The organism is Helicobacter pylori, from assembly GCF_030323545.1.
Lineage (GTDB): Bacteria > Campylobacterota > Campylobacteria > Campylobacterales > Helicobacteraceae > Helicobacter > Helicobacter pylori_CO.
In genome coordinates, this window is sequence record NZ_CP122954.1 from 658,454 (window position 1) to 673,468 (window position 15,015).

The 15,015-nt window shown below is 39.4% G+C and carries 12 protein-coding genes and 1 pseudogene; 3 read left to right on the plus strand and 10 right to left on the minus strand.

Translation table 11 applies throughout. The features are described from left to right. Positions 1-22 precede the first annotated feature (22 nt). The 10 genes and pseudogenes from aroC to mqnE form a co-directional block, all read right to left on the minus strand. Entirely contained in the window at positions 23-1,120 is a 1,098-nt protein-coding gene (gene aroC, locus QAP06_RS03165) for a chorismate synthase (protein WP_128481323.1), read from the minus strand. Then, complete coding sequence (rnc, locus tag QAP06_RS03170) at positions 1,117-1,836, minus strand: ribonuclease III (protein ID WP_286467428.1); 720 nt, start codon at positions 1,834-1,836, stop codon at positions 1,117-1,119. Before rnc ends, aroC begins: the two co-directional genes overlap by 4 nt. Continuing rightward, positions 1,793-2,279 (minus strand): annotated as a pseudogene (gene rnhA / locus QAP06_RS03175) (ribonuclease HI). The gene rnc and the pseudogene rnhA overlap by 44 nt, the downstream one beginning before the upstream one ends. Beyond that, a complete protein-coding gene (locus QAP06_RS03180) occupies positions 2,266-3,282 on the minus strand; it encodes a hypothetical protein (RefSeq protein ID WP_286466713.1) in 1,017 nt (338 codons plus the stop codon). The pseudogene rnhA and the gene QAP06_RS03180 overlap by 14 nt, the downstream one beginning before the upstream one ends. A gap of 10 nt (positions 3,283-3,292) precedes the next feature. After that, entirely contained in the window at positions 3,293-4,528 is a 1,236-nt protein-coding gene (locus tag QAP06_RS03185) for a SurA N-terminal domain-containing protein (RefSeq protein WP_286466716.1), read from the minus strand. Then, a complete protein-coding gene (gene gatB, locus QAP06_RS03190) occupies positions 4,528-5,952 on the minus strand; it encodes an Asp-tRNA(Asn)/Glu-tRNA(Gln) amidotransferase subunit GatB (RefSeq protein ID WP_286467432.1) in 1,425 nt (474 codons plus the stop codon). The genes QAP06_RS03185 and gatB overlap by 1 nt, the downstream gene beginning before the upstream one ends. After that, complete coding sequence (locus QAP06_RS03195) at positions 5,952-7,250, minus strand: M16 family metallopeptidase (protein ID WP_286466722.1); 1,299 nt, start codon at positions 7,248-7,250, stop codon at positions 5,952-5,954. The genes gatB and QAP06_RS03195 overlap by 1 nt, the downstream gene beginning before the upstream one ends. Positions 7,251-7,255: 5 nt before the next feature. After that, the gene (locus tag QAP06_RS03200) at positions 7,256-8,317 is read right to left on the minus strand and encodes a dehypoxanthine futalosine cyclase (protein WP_286466726.1); all 1,062 of its coding nucleotides are present in this window, start codon (positions 8,315-8,317) and stop codon (positions 7,256-7,258) included. 1 nt (position 8,318) lies between these two features. Beyond that, positions 8,319-11,039, minus strand: coding sequence for an outer membrane protein assembly factor BamA (gene bamA, locus QAP06_RS03205; RefSeq protein ID WP_286467438.1), 2,721 nt, complete (start codon positions 11,037-11,039; stop codon positions 8,319-8,321). Between the two features lie 82 nt (positions 11,040-11,121). Continuing rightward, positions 11,122-12,204, minus strand: coding sequence for an aminofutalosine synthase MqnE (gene mqnE, locus QAP06_RS03210; protein ID WP_286466730.1), 1,083 nt, complete (start codon positions 12,202-12,204; stop codon positions 11,122-11,124). 307 nt (positions 12,205-12,511) lie between these two features. On the opposite strand from mqnE, the gene QAP06_RS03215 reads away from it, so the two are divergent. The 3 genes from QAP06_RS03215 to QAP06_RS03225 are packed head-to-tail and all read left to right on the plus strand — an operon-like array spanning position 12,512 to position 15,011. Further along, positions 12,512-13,015, plus strand: coding sequence for a ferritin (locus QAP06_RS03215; RefSeq protein WP_286466735.1), 504 nt, complete (start codon positions 12,512-12,514; stop codon positions 13,013-13,015). A 15-nt stretch (positions 13,016-13,030) separates the two neighbouring features. Next, entirely contained in the window at positions 13,031-13,654 is a 624-nt protein-coding gene (gene serB / locus QAP06_RS03220; protein WP_286466736.1) for a phosphoserine phosphatase SerB, read from the plus strand. A gap of 37 nt (positions 13,655-13,691) precedes the next feature. Further along, positions 13,692-15,011, plus strand: a complete 1,320-nt coding sequence (locus QAP06_RS03225; protein ID WP_286466737.1) for a glycosyltransferase family 10 domain-containing protein — start codon at positions 13,692-13,694, stop codon at positions 15,009-15,011. Positions 15,012-15,015 lie beyond the last annotated feature (4 nt).

The following is a 15,015-nucleotide window of genomic DNA, read 5'->3' on the forward strand; positions in this document are numbered from 1 at the left end:
AACTGATTGTATCTAATTTCGTTTAATTCTCATTATAAATCGTTTTTAAATACTCTATTTTTGAAGTCAAATTGAGTAATACCATATCAGCTAACACCAATGAAAGCAAACTCTCGCACACCACACTCCCTCTAATCGCAATGCAAGGATCATGCCTGCCCTTTAACAAGCATTCGCATTCATTATTGTTAATGTCTATGGTTTGTTGAGGTTGGAAAATGCTTGGCGTGGGTTTGAAATGCACTTTTATAATGATTTCTTCCCCATTGCTCATGCCCCCTAAAACCCCCCCACTACGATTGCTCAAAAACCCCTTTTGATCCATTAAATCGTTATACTCTGAGCCTTTCAATAAAGAGCTTTCTACCCCCTTGCCTATTTCAACCGCTTTCACCCCATTAAGCCCCATCATCGCTTCAGCGATTTTAGCGTCTAATTTAGCGTATAGCCCTTGACCTAAACCAATGGGGAGCTTTTGATTTGTTTTTGCACTCCTTGCTCTAATCAAAGCCACGCCCCCTATACTATCGTGGTTTTTGATAGCGTTTTGAATGGCTGTTTTTTGCGCTTCTTCTTGTTCTTCATCTAGAGCAAAAATCTCGCTTTTTAAAGCGTGATTGAAATCATAATTTTTGGCTTTAATACCCCCTATTTCCATGATCCCGCTTTCACAAACAATGCCAATTTCTCTTAAAAGCATTTTAGCAAACGCCCCAGCAGCCACTCTTATAGCGCTCTCTCTGGCTGAACTCCTCCCCCCACCCCTAAAATCTCTGATGCCGTATTTATGAAAATAAGTGAAATCCGCATGGCTAGGCCTGAAAAGGTTTTTAATGTTATCATAATCCTTGCTCCTAGCCCTTTGGTTATGGATTAAAAACCCTATAGGCGTCCCTGTGCTAAAATCTTCAAAAACCCCGCTTGTTATTTCCACTTTATCGTCTTCTTTTCGTGGCGTGGTGAAAATATTCCTCCCCCCTTGGCGGCGCTTCATTTCATTTTCTAATAACGCATAGTCTATTTTAATCCCGCTAGGCATGCCGTCTAATACCCCCCCTATCACATCCCCATGCGATTCCCCAAAAGTCGTGAGCCTTAAAAAACGCCCCAAAGTGTTCATTTTGCTTCCTTAAGTTTTTGAAGCGCTTGATAAGCGCATTGCTGTTCGGCTTCTTTTTTGCTTTTGCCTTTAGCGGTCGCGTATATTTTATCTTGAATGTATAGAGCCATTTCAAATTCTTTATGGTGATCGGGGCCTTTTTCTTTGAGCAATTGGTAAGTGGGGATCACGCAAAATTGCGCTTGGGTTAATTCCTGTAAAGCGGTTTTATAGTCCATAAACAAATGCTCCAAATCCAAACGCTTGTAAGCGTGATTGAGTAAATTCTGTATGATTTTGCGCACCTTAGCTAACCCTGCTTCTAAATACACCCCAGCCATTAAAGCCTCAAAAGCGCTTGATAAAATAGAGGGTTTTTCTCTCCCATTAGAAATTTCTTCAGAAGAAGAAACGCGCAAATAATCTTGTAAAGCGATCGCTTTCGCTAATTTAGTAAAACCATGCGCGCTCACAATAGAAGCCCTTAATTTAGAGAGTTTGCCCTCATCGTATTGATAGAATTTATGGTATAGCAACTCCCCTATCACCAAACCCAACACCGCATCGCCCAAAAATTCCAAGCGCTCATTGTTTAAAGCGAGCTTGCATGATTTATGCGTTAAGGCTTGCTCCAATAAACGCTTGTCTTTAAAAGAATACCCTAAAGCTTTTTCTAGCGTTGTATAAGGGTTATTAGGCGTTACATAAGGGCTGTTTTGAGAGCGTTTGTTTTTCATCATGTTTCCCTTTAAGTGGTCGTTTTGACCCGTTTTTGTGCCTCTAATTTAGCGAGATTATCGCATCGTTCATTCTCGGCATGCCCATTATGCCCCTTGATCCAAACAGCCACAATAGAATGCCCTTTAGAGACTTTTACAAATTCTTTCCATAAATCCACATTTTTAACTTTAGAAAAATTCTTTTTTTGCCAGTTAGCCAGCCACACATTGATCGCTTGGCACACGTATTGCGAATCGCTATAAAGCGTGATATTACACGGGCGTTTCAAAACTTTTAACGCTTCATTGAGCGCTCTTAATTCCATGCGGTTATTCGTGGTGAAATGTTCGCCCCCACTGATAATTTTTTCTTTATCTTTATAGCGTAAAATCGCCGCATAACCGCCTGGTCCAGGATTGCCTAAAGAAGAGCCATCGCAAAAAATTTCAATTTCTTGCATTCAATCCACTCCCATAGCTTTCTTTAGAAATTTTAAGCACCACATCCATAAACGCTAACTGGTAACACACAGGACACCTATGGCTTTCAAAAGGAAAGATTTGTTTGCAATGCTTGCAGCGGTATTCAAAAGTCAGACTCGCTTTTATGGGGCTATTCAATAAAGCGCGTAAAACCTCTAATTCAAAAACTTGGCAAGGTTTGTTATCCAAAAGCAACCCTTGAGATCGCGCGATGTCTTGCAAAACGGCATGTTTTTCTAAAATAAAAGCAGGAATATTCCTATCCCATAAAAGATCGATCACATTTTCTAGCCGTTCGGTTGCATCAATCTCTTGCCAAAAAAGATTTTCATCATAAGATTTTAAATGATTTAGGGCGATTTTTTTCAAATCTAACGACGCTTTTGAAACATGCAAGATTTTAGCCGCATCTTCCTTATTCTCTATTAAATGCATGAGATAAAGGTAATTTTTAATCGTTTCAATTTCAGGCGTTTCTAATTCTTCCAAACATTCCAAAGTCTCTAAAGCCTTTGAATAATCTTTTTCTAATTCATACGCATGCAAAAGTTTCAACAACGCTTCCACATTCCTTGGGGAAAAGCGCAAAATTTCTTTCACGGTGTCTTTTGTTTTTTGCAAATACCCCACACTAAAATAATTTTTGGCTAATAAATCTAAAACAGCGATTTTTTCTTCATCTTTTAGGGGGCGATTCAAAAGCCCTTTTAAGATTTCAATACTCATTTCTACATCCGCTTTAGAATACGCTCTGGCTAAAAACATCAAACTAGAAATTTTAGCATGCTTTAAAAGCTCGTCTAAATTCTCACTACCCGCATAAGCGTTTTGATTTTGGGCGAATTTTTGTAAAAATTTTTTGTTTTTCTTTTGGGTGAAATACGCCCTAGCCTGTTCTAATAGAATCACAAGAGCGATAATGAAAGTGAATAAAGCGATAGAAAATAAAGAATCTTTATAGAGGAAATTAAAGTGTTGCACAATCTAAAATTCACTCTCTAATCATCACAATCCTAGACTTAACGCGCAACTTTTCAAAATGCTCTTCTAAAATCTTATCTTTAGATTCTTCCACTAATTTTTGGGCGATAAATTGCTTGGCTTGACTGAAACTCACTTCGTTTTTACCCTTTTTTTCCTTGATATAAAAGGTGATAAACTGACCCCCACCCCCATTCATAATGGGCGTAAAAGAGCCTTGCTCATGCGAAATAAAGACTTGAGCGATTTGAGGGTTTAGGGTTTTCATCTCTATTTTTTCATTAGCCTTACTCACCCCTGGAATTTCTAAATTAGGATCTGCCATAGCCCTTTCTAAATCTTCTTGATTGGTGGAAGTGTAGCGCACGGTTTCTATTTCAGTGGGGATACTGAATTGCTCCTTGTGTTTGTTGTAATATTCGCGCATTTTGGTTTCAGAGCTGGTATCCACATTCGTGAGTAAGATATTGCGCAACAATTCTTGCATTTCTAAATGCTCTTTAAGCTGATCTCTGTAGAGTTTATAATGCCCCTCAGCCATAAGCATTTGTTTGAAATGATCCAAATCCATGCCTTGCTGTTGCGCCATCATCGCCATTTCTTGGTCTAGCTTGTCGTCATCTACATGGATTTTTAAGCGTTCAATTTCTTGGTTTTTAATGCGCTCCGCAATCAAACGATCCCTAGCTTGAGCTTTGCTCACTTTAGATTTTTCTTGCTCTTCTTGGATTTGATACAGCGTGATAGGCGAACCATTAACAAGCAAAGAAATGCCCCCTACGACCTTATCTTCAAGGGTTCTATTAGCAGCGTCATTAGGATTACCAAAAATGGAATTGAATTGAGAGCTAGGGCTTGCTTCTTTTTTTTCCGTGGTTTGAGTGGTTTTCTCTTTGGGTTTTATTGCGTTATTTTGATCGCTTTGGTTTTGGAGGGCTTTTTTACTCCCTTTGATTTTAGGAGGCGTTATTTTTTGAGTGGGATTTTTGGAATCCCCATGATGGACTTCTGCTCTGGGCTTTCTTTTGGTCTTTATTTCTTTCTTTTCTTCGGCGTTTTTCTTTTCTTCTTTATTTTTCAGTTCTTTATTCTTTAATTCTTTATTTTTTAACTCTTGGCGGATTTTTTTATCCAAAGAAGACTCTTGTTTCCTCCCTTCTAGGGCTTCTACTTTAGATTCAGGCTCTGCATGAGCGATCCCAAAAAACAACAAAGCCTTCAAAACATAAGAAAAAATTTTCCTCATCAATCCAATTTCTCTTTCAAAATAGCATTCACCACGCTAGGATTAGCACCTTTTAAATTTTTCATCGCTTGGCCTACAAAAAACCCAAAAAGCTTGTCCTTACCGCTTTTGTATTCAAGCACCTTATCAGCGTTGTTTTTAAGCACCTCTTCTATGACTTTAACAATCGCTTCTGTGTCATTGACTTGAGATAAGCCCATTTGTTCAATGAGTGCATCCACATCGCCCCCTCGCTCTTCTAAAAGCCTATCTAACACATCCTTAGCGCTCTTGCCAGAAATCTTGCTCTCATCAATGCGTTTGGCTAAAACGCCTAACATGTCAGCACTAACTCCGCAATTTTCTAAAGTGATTTCGGCTTTCAAGCGCCCTAATAATTCCACGCAAAGCCATGTTACGCTCGTTTTAGCCTTAACCCCAAGATTGAGCATGCTTTCAAAATATTCTGCCAATAAAGGATCGCTCACCAATAAATTCGCATCGTCTTCTTTAAGGTTAAAATCTTTCATGTAGCGGATTTTTTTCGCACTAGGCAATTCATTGATCTTTTGAGCTTCTTTTAAAAGTTTTTCATCAATAAAAACAGGATACAAATCCGGATCTTTAAAATAGCGGTAATCCGCTGATTCTTCTTTATTGCGCATAGAAAGGGTGATCCCTTTGGCGGTGTCAAAAAGGCGCGTTTCTTGAACCACTTCTTTATGGTAGTGCCCGCTTTCCCACGCTACGCTTTGGCGCTCTATCTCGTATTCAATCGCTTTAGCGATGAATCTAAAGCTATTTAAGTTTTTAATCTCCACTCTCGTGTAAAGCTTTCCATCGCCTTTGGGTCTAATGGATACATTCGCATCGCACCTGAAATTCCCCTCTTGCATGTTCGCATCAGAAATCCCTATAAAACGCACGATAGCATGGAGCTTTTTCAAATACGCTATGGCTTCTTCACTATTTCGCATGTCCGGCTTACTGACAATTTCTAATAAAGGGGTGCAAGCGCGGTTCAAATCCACTAAAGAATAGCTGCCCTCATGGATATTTTTACCAGCGTCTTCTTCCATGTGGGCTCTTTCAATACGCACGATTTTTGCGCCCTCTTTAGTGTCAATCTCTAATTTCCCATCGCTCACAATAGGGACTTCAAACTGCGAAATTTGATAAGCCTTAGGCAAATCAGGGTAAAAATAATTTTTTCTCGCAAAAATGGAATATTGGTTAATGTTGGCTTCAATGGCTGTGCCTAATTGGATGGCTTTTTTAACCACTTCTTTATTCAATACCGGCAAAGCTCCCGGTAAGCCCAAACACACAGGGCAAGTGTTAGAATTAGGGGATTCTCCAAAGCTTGTAGAGCAAGAGCAAAAGATTTTGGTTTTGGTGTTGAGTTGGACATGGACTTCTAGCCCGATTACAGCTTCAAATGGCATCATTTGTCCTTCTTTTTGTTACTCACAATGGCAAAAGTCAAGTCGTTGATTTCGGTATGCTCCTTAATGAAATCATTGATCTCTTTCAAACTCATTTTTTGGATTTGATCCAGTAGCGTTTGGTTGAAATTTAAAGGCAAATCTAAATAAAAATAATTGTAAGTGGTGTTCAAGCGGCTAGAGATCGTTTCATTCCTCAAAGGCTCAGAGCCTAACAAAAACTTTTTAGCGTCGTCTAATTCTTGTTGCGTCATACCTTTTTCTATAAATTCTTTAACGATTTTTTTAACTAAGGCAACGCTTTTAGCTTGAGTGCTGAGCTTGGTTTGCAAATACCCGCTCGCAAAATGCGCCACCTTAGAAAAGTTAGAGCGGATATACACGCTATAAGCTAAGCCCTCTTGAACCCTGATTTTTTCCATCAAACGAGAGCCAAACCCCCCCCCAAGCACAAACATCATGACTTTAGATTTCGCTAAATCCTGTTTTAAATCCTTGATTTTAAAGGGTGCGCCAAAATACACGAAAGCCTGCTCAGTGTCTTTATAGAGGACTTTTTCGCTTTTTTTATCGCTCGTTTCAAAATAAGGCTCTTCATACGCTTTACCTTGCGGCAAGAAATTAAGGGCGTTATCTAAACGCTTAAGGGTTTGATCGATTTTCAAATCGCCCCCAAGCACCACCACGAGCTTATTGAGTTCAAAGACCTTAGCAAATTGCTGTTTCAAATCCTCTAGCTTGATTTTTTGGAGACTCTCTTTAGTGCCTAAGGCTGCGTTAGCTAAAGGGGTGTTAGCAAAAAGCTCTTGCTTTAAAGTCAATTTAGCTAAATAATCAAAATCGCTTTCTTTTTGTAAAAGTTGGGCCAACATTTGGGTTTTGACTTTTTCTAAAGCGTTTTGCGTGAAGTTAGGGGATTTTAAAAGCTCTTTTAAGCGCATGATGGCTTCATCTTCGTATTCTTTTAAAAATTCTAAAGTGATTTGCAAATCTTCTGCGCTGGTATCCACATTCAAACTGATCGCTTTTTGCTCTAACGCTTGCGCAAATCCCACCGCACCAAGCTCTTTAGTGCCTTCGTTTAAAATTTGCGCAAATAGTTTCGCCAAACCCAACTGGTTTTTATCGCTTAAGCTCCCACCCCCCCTAAAAGCTAAATGGATAAACCCCATAGGCAACAAATGGTTTTCTTCATAAATCACAGGGACTTTGGCTTGATTGATTTCTTGGTGTGTCAAAGCGCTCGCTTGTAACCCCATAAAAACTCCTAATAATAAAATGATTAAAATTTTTTTCATGCTGTTTATACCTTTGCTTTAGCCGGATAACGCTTTAAGATTTCATAGGCGGTGTTTCGTTTAGCCGCCACGCTCCCAATGTCTTCAATAAGTTCTATCATTCCCGCTTCATTCATGCAAAAACTCGTTCCGGCCGCTTTCACTACATTTTCTTCCATCATCACACTCCCTAAATCATTCGCTCCAAACAATAAAGCTAACTGCCCTATCATAGAGCCTTGAGTAACCCATGAGCTTTGTATGTTTTGAATGTTATCCAAAAAAATCCTACTGCATGCCAAATAGCGTAAATACCGATTGGAACTCGCTTTTTTAATGCTTGGGATTTCTTCTTTTAAGGGGGTGTTGTCGGGCTGAAAACTCCATAAAATAAAAGCCCTAAAGCCGCCGGTTTCATCTTGCAAATCGCGCACCCTTTGTAGATGCTCCACCACATCTTCTTCATTATCCACGCTCCCAAACATCATGGTAGCTGTGCTTTTAATCCCGCAAAGATGCGCCATTCTATGCACTTCAATCCAGCGATCACTGCTCAATTTTTTAGGAGCGATCACATCGCGCACCCTATCGCTTAATATTTCTGCTCCCGCTCCTGGAATGGAGCTTAAACCGGCGTTTTTCAACCTTTCTAAAACTTCTTTTAAAGACAATTTAGAGATTTTAGAAATGTAATCAATTTCAACCGCGCTAAAACCATGAATGGTAATGGTGGGGAATTTTTGAGCGATATGGCTGACTAAATTTTCGTAATAGTCTATTTTGAGTTGCGGGTGCACCCCCCCTTGAAAAAGGATCTGCGTGCCACCAATAGCGAGCAATTCTTCAATCTTTTGATCAATTTCTTCATAGCTCAACACATAGGCGTCTTTTTCTTTTAGGGTGCGTTTGAAGGCACAAAACTTGCAATCCACAAAACAAATATTGGTGTAATTGATATTCCTATCCACAATAAAAGTCGTCAAGTTTTCAGGGTGCAAGCGTTGCTTGATTTTTAAAGCCTTTTGCCCTAATTCTTTCAAGGGCGCGTTTTTCATTAAATCTAAAATTTCTTTTCTGTTAATGTGCATTTTAAAACCTTGTTCCCATAGAAAATTCAAAGTGTTGCGTGTAATCGCCCATGTTAGGGTTGAAGCATAGCCCTTTACATTTCTTGCCATTGCCATCGCCCCATTGGTTGAAAAACGCTATAGGGAATATGAGCACCAAAGGCCCCATGGGCGAAATCCATTCAATCTGCAAGCCTGTAGAAGCCCTCCAAGTCGCTCTTTCAAACCCAGCCCCTATAACGCCATAATCTTTAAAATTCGCTGTTGTGAGGGGAGCGTTATAGAAGAAACTCCCCCTAGTTGGGGTTTTAAAGGTCAAGAAACCAAAGTCAAAAAACCAAGCTAAGCGCATTTTAGCCGCTTTTAACACCCCATAGCTCAATTCTGTAGAAGCGGTGAAGATCCCATCGCCTCCAAGCCACAAGCCAAACTCATCTTTAGGAGTAACCGATCCGTTCCTAAAGCCTCTCACCGTGGTTACGCCCCCCATGTAGAAGGTGGAGTTTAAGGGCAAGTAATCATTGGTGTTATACCTAAAGATATAGCCTCCTTGCGTTTTAAGGCGAGCGATCAAATCTATCAATAAATATTTTTGCAAATGGTGGTAAGCGGCGAATTTACCATAGACTTTAGTGTTACGGACATTCCCACCTAACCCGTTCCAAGAATTGAGCGTGCCAGAGCTTGGCAAGCCAGACATCGTCGCATAGGAGCTAAAGATAACCCCATTTCTAGGGAAATAATAATCATCGGTGTTGTCATAGCTCACATCAAGGGTGAAAGAGCTGGTGATAGGCGTATGGTAATCCCTATCCCAAATACCTTTTATTTCTGGTGAGGTGGTGATCGCTCCAGGGTTAGAACAATTTTCAGGTTGTAAGGGAGTTCTACCGCCTGATAAGCGATTGATAATCACCGATGCGGGGGTAGAGCATTGCCTTGGAGCGACCACTTCATTAACAGAGGAATAGTAGCGGTTGTATAAAGGGCTGCTGAAACCAAGGAGTTTGGTAACATTCAAGTTATACCCTAAGCTCACATGGGTTCTGTTACCCAGCATGCGCCCAACATTCACCCCAAAGCCCCCGCCTTGTTGGACGTATTGGTAGCTTATCCTATAATCCGCATAAAGATTGATCGTAGAGCTATACCAGCTGTCAAAAATCCTTGGATTAGTCAAGCTCAAATTCCCAGCAAACATACGCCCCGCTCCTCTTGGCATGCCCGGATAAGATCTGCCCCCCCCTGTAGCAATGTTAGCATACAAGCTCATGCTTTGCCCTGTGCCAAAAAGGTTTCTTTCGCTCACGCTCCCATTAAGCATAAGCCCTCCATAAGAGCCATAGCCTAACCCAAATTGCAACTGCCCGGTGCGCCCCTCTTCTACGCTCACTAACAAATCCATAAGCGAGCTATTCACCCTTTTTTCTTCAATTTTGACTTTAGAGAAAAACCCTAAACGCCTTAAAGAATTTTCGGAATTTCTGAGTTTGGTCAAGTTGTATTTATCCTTAGGCCCTAGTAACAATTCCCTCCTAATGATTCTATCGCTCGTGCGTTGGTTCCCTGAAATGATGACATCATTGATATACACCATATCGCCCACTTCAATACGATAAATGACTTTCACAAGCCCGTTTTTTTCATCTTTATCCAAGTCTGGCTTCACCACCGCAAACGCATAACCCTTATCAGCGATTTCGGTTTTTAAAATTTGCGCATCCGCTCTTAAATGCTCAATATTAAAGACATCTTTCCTTTTAACTTTAAGGGCTTTTTCTAAGGTTTTTAGGGGGACTACCGGGTTGTCAATCTCTATTAAAATGTCTGAAATCCTGTATTGGATCCCCTCTTTGACTTTATAATGGAGCTTAGCGTCATGGGTAGAAAAATCCGTTTTCAAAAAAGGCGAAGAAATATGAGCGTCTAAGTAACCCCTACGCATATACACATCTTGGATACGCAAAGAATCGTATTCTAATTGATCTAAACGCAATTTCCCGTCATTCAAGCCCCACATCCAGCCCATGAAATCGCGCTGTTTGTTCGCGCTCAAAGATTCAATCATGCGGCGTTTTAATTTCGCGCTTCCCTCATAAATGGATTGTTTGATATAAATACTATCCCCACTATTCACATCAAACACGATTAATAATGCGCCATCACTGACCTTTTGGGTGCGCACCTCCACCACGCTCCCATAATAGCCCTGCCCCTCTAAAGCTGTTTTTAAAGCCGTTTTAGCATGCTCTAATTTTTGCTCATCAAAGGTGTCGCCCTTTTTGATCCCCATTTGGGATTTTAAGCCGTCTTTTTCCTTTTCAGTCCCATAACCCTTGATTTCTACCCCGGCAATTCTGGCTTTTTCATCAAAATGAAACTCTAATATGCCGCCTTCAAAAGTGGCATAAACATCTTTAAAATACCCTTGATTGAACAAAGCCAAAACAGCGGTGTCTATTTTTTTAGAATCCACAATATCGCCCACACGAATTTTTACAATCTCATTAGCGAGCATGTCAGACATGTAAGAAAGCCCGACATAAGAAATGGATTTGACTTTCATTTCTTTAGGCGTTTGACTTGATTGGGGGGTTTCTTTTTGAGCTTCATTTTTTGGAGCTTCTTGAGAGGCTTCTTTTGGTGGAGTCAAATCGTTTGGTTTAGAGCCGTCATTTTCTAAAGCTTCAACGCTGGTATTGATACATGCGAAAACAAGAGAAGATAGAATTAATTTTTTAATACTGATTTCCTTAATAGATTTTAGCTTGAGTGTTGTTAGTAGCGTTATTATAACTAATCATTCTTAAAAACGCTAAAAATTATTAAAATTTCTGTATAAAATTATACAAACTATCCCTTTCTACCGCAACAAAACCAGCGTCCTTGATTTTAAATACCAAATCTTCTTTTTCTAAACCATGCCGGCTCTTCGCACCGGCCGCGCTTTGAATGCTCTCTATTTCTATCGTGCCGTCTAAATCGTTAGCGCCAAATTCTTGAGCCACTAAAGCCAAATTCAAGCCCAAAGTCGCCCAATAGGCTTTAATGTGAGGGATATTGTTTAAAAGAATGCGAGATATGGCGATGGTTTTTAAGATTTCTATCGCGCTAGGGGATTTTTCCACTTTCAAATAATTGTTTTCTTTTTGATACAATAAGGGGATAAAAGCGTTAAAGCCCCCTTCTTTATTTTCTACTTTATTTTTAGGGCTTTGGATTTTTTTGATTCTTAGCATGTGATCGATGCGATGGATTTTATCTTCAATATGCCCAAAAAGCATGGTAGCGTTACTCATTTTGCCTAACTTGTGCCAATAAGCATGGATTTCTAACCACCGAGAAGATCCCACCTTACCCTTACAGATTTTACGCCTAACTTCTTCATCAAAAATCTCCGCCCCCCCACCAGGCATGGAATCCACCCCGGCTTTGAGCATGTCTTCTAACACGCTTTCAAAAGGTTTGTTGAATTTAGTGCTTAAAAAATGCACTTCTGCAGCGGTCATGGCTTTTAAATGCAAGTTAGGCATTTCTTGTTTGATGGTTTCAAATACCTTTAAATACCACTCATAAGAGTAATTAGGGTTATGAGCGCTCACGATATGGACTTCTTTAATCCCCTTGTTGTAGGAGTTTTTAACCTTTTCTAGGATTTCTTCTAAGCTCATTTCATAAGGGTTAGGGTTTTTTCTGTGGGCTGAAAAAGCGCAAAATTTGCAAGCGTCCGCGCAAATATTGCTAGGGTTTAAATGCCTATTGACATTAAAATACACGATTTTTTGGTGCATGTTTTGGCGCATGCGATCCGCTGCTTCCCCTAGCGTGTATAAATCATAATCATAAAGCTTCACTAATTCTTTACTTTCAGTAACTTGATTGTCTAATACTTTTTCCAAAAAGTCCATGGTTAAATTGCCTTTCATTTTAAAGATAAACATTGTAGCATTTTTGGATTGAAGAATGCTTTTTATACATTATATAATAATACCCCCTTTTTAACCCCCTAATTGGTGCCAACCCCTTTTTTACCTAATTCTCATTAAAAGGATTTTTATGATAAAATCTAAGCTTTATCAAGCCATTAGCTGACCATTAGCTGGTGTTCTCTCTCATTTTTGTAAGTTTTTAAAAATTTTCATACTCTTGTTTACTTTTTCATTATCATTTATGCTATAATTATGGGACAACTTAAACCAACACAAAGGAGATACTATGTTATCAAAAGACATCATTAAGTTGCTAAACGAACAAGTGAATAAGGAAATGAACTCTTCCAACTTGTATATGAGCATGAGTTCTTGGTGCTATACCCATAGCTTAGATGGTGCGGGGCTTTTCTTGTTTGACCATGCGGCTGAAGAATACGAGCATGCTAAAAAGCTTATCGTCTTCTTGAATGAAAACAATGTGCCTGTGCAATTGACTAGCATCAGCACCCCTGAGCATAAGTTTGAAAGCTTGACTCAAATTTTCCAAAAAGCCTATGGACATGAGCAACACATCAGCGAGTCTATTAATAATATCGTCGATCATGCCATAAAAAGCAAAGATCATGCGACTTTCAATTTCTTGCAATGGTATGTGGCTGAACAGCATGAAGAAGAAGTGCTTTTCAAGGATATTTTGGATAAAATTGAGTTGATTGGTAATGAAAACTATGGCTTGTATTTGGCTGATCAGTATGTCAAAGGGATCGCTAAAAGCAGGAAATCTTAATTTTAGGGTCATTGAGTGCAAAAACTAGCCGTTTTTGATTTTGACTCCACGCTAGTCAATGCTGAGACGATTGAGTCTTTAGCGAGAGCGTGGGGGGTGTTTGATGAAGTGAAAACAATCACTTTGCAAGCCATGAATGGCGAGACAGATTTTCATAAAAGTCTTATTTTAAGGGTGTCTAAACTCAAAAACATGCCCTTAAAACTAGCCAAAGAAGTTTGTGAAAGTCTGCCTTTGTTTGAGGGGGCGTTTGATCTCATTAGTGCCTTAAAAGAGAAAAATTACAAAGTGGTTTGCTTCAGTGGGGGCTTTGATCTAGCGACCAATCATTACAGGGATTTATTGCATTTAGATGCGGCTTTCAGTAACACGCTGATCGTGGAAAATAACGCCTTAAACGGCTTGGTTACCGGGCATATGATGTTTTCACATTCTAAGGGTGAAATGCTCCTCGCCTTACAACGCTTGTTGAATATCAGTAAAACGTGCACTTTAGTCGTGGGCGATGGAGCGAATGACTTGAGCATGTTCAAACATGCCCACATCAAAATCGCTTTCAACGCTAAAGAGGTTTTAAAACAGCACGCCACGCATTGCATCAATGAGCCTGATTTAGCCCTAATCAAGCCTTTGATTTAAAAAATTTTTTTTGTAAAATTCCTTTAAAAGGATAATCATGTTCCAGCCCTTACTAGACGCCTTTATAGAAAGCGCTTCCATTGAAAAAATTACCTCTAAATCTCCCCCCCTAAAAATCGCTGTGGCGAATTGGTGGGGAGATGAAGAAATTAAAGAATTTAAAAAGAGCGTTCTTTATTTTATCCTAAGTCAGCATTACACAATCACCCTCCACCAAAACCCCAACGAACCCTCAGATCTAGTCTTTGGCAATCCTCTTGGATCAGCTAGAAAGATTTTATCTTATCAAAACGCAAAAAGAGTGTTTTACACCGGTGAAAATGAAGTCCCTAACTTCAACCTTTTTGATTACGCCATAGGCTTTGATGAATTGGATTTTAACGATCGTTATTTGAGAATGCCTTTGTATTATGCCAGCTTGCATTATAAAGCCGAGCTTGTTAATGACACCACCGCACCTTATAAGATTAAAACTGACAACCCTTATGCTTTAAAAAAACCCTCCCATTGTTTTGAAGAAAACCACCCCAATTTATGCGCGCTCATCAATAATGAGAGCGATCCTTTGAAAAGAGGGTTTGCGAGTTTTGTCGCAAGCAATCCTAATGCTCCTAAAAGGAACGCTTTCTGTGACGCTTTAAATTCCATAGAGCCAGTTACTGGGGGAGGAGCCGTGAGAAACACTCTAGGCTATAAGGTTGAAAACAAAAACGAATTTTTAAGCCAATACAAATTCAATCTGTGTTTTGAAAACTCACAAGGCTATGGCTATGTTACCGAAAAAATCCTTGACGCGTATTTCAGCCATACTATCTCTATCTATTGGGGGAGTCCCAGCGTGGCGAAAGATTTTAACCCTAAAAGTTTTGTGAATGTCCATGATTTTAAAAACTTTGATGAAGCGATTGACTATATCAAATACTTGCACACGCACCAAAACGCTTATTTAGACATGCTCTATGAAAACCCTTTGAACACTATTGATGGGAAAGCTGTTTTTTACCAAGATTTGAGTTTTAAAAAAATCTTAGATTTTTTTAAAACGATTTTAGAAAACGATACGATTTATCACAATAACCTTTCCACTCTTTATCGTGATTTGAATGATCCACTAGTATCCATTGATAATTTGAGGGTTAATTATGATAATTTGAGGGTTAATTATGATAATTTGAGGGTTAATTATGATAATTTGAGGGTTAATTATGATAATTTGAGGGTTAATTATGAGTGGCTTTTTCAAAACGCTTCACCTTTATTGGAACTATCTCAAAACACCTCTTTTAAAATCTATCGCAAAGCTTATCAAAAATTCTTACCCTTGTTGCGTGCTATAAGGAGATGGGTTAGAAAATAAGGCG